Source organism: Pseudomonas sp. R19M (assembly GCF_050312585.1).
Taxonomy (GTDB): Bacteria; Pseudomonadota; Gammaproteobacteria; order Pseudomonadales; family Pseudomonadaceae; genus Aquipseudomonas; species Aquipseudomonas palleroniana.
The window spans coordinates 1-539 of the sequence record NZ_JBNPJV010000116.1 but is presented as its reverse complement, the minus strand read 5'-3'; the positions used below and the strand labels follow the sequence as shown (position 1 = coordinate 539).

Below are 539 nucleotides of genomic sequence, written 5' to 3'. Positions count from 1 at the left end.
GAAGTTGCAGGCAACGGCGCAACCACCACCATCAACGACACTATCGACAAAGTCGATGTGGTACTGACGGCCACCAATACCGTCGGTGAAGGCGGCAACATCGTCTACACCGCCAGCCTTGTGGATAAGAACGGCACACCGGTGACCAACATCACCAATCCGCTAACGGTCACCCTGGATAACGGCCAAACCATCACCATTGGCGTGAACCAATCCAGCGGTTCTGTCTCAGTAGTCGCTCCAAACGACGTCTACAAAGGCGACCAGACCGTCACCACCGCGATCAAAACTGTGACCGGCGGCGAGCATTTCGAGAACCTGGTACCGGGCACTACGCCGGTGAACACCACCGTTACCGATACTCCGAGCACTGCAGACACCACCACCGTCACGCTGACCGCGCCAAGCGCCGTTAACGAAGGCGGTCAGATCACCTACACCGCCACGCTTTCAAACAAAGCAGGTACTGACGTCACCCTGAAACTCGACAACGGTTCCACCATCACTATCAAGGCCGGTGACACCGTCGGCACCGTGAC

Annotated in this window: 1 protein-coding gene; it reads left to right on the top strand. The window is 57.5% G+C overall.

Features of this window, described 5'->3' with window-relative positions:
* A partial coding sequence (locus ACQRBT_RS28280) for an immunoglobulin-like domain-containing protein (protein WP_427851697.1) occupies positions 1-539 on the top strand: 539 nt, incomplete at both ends.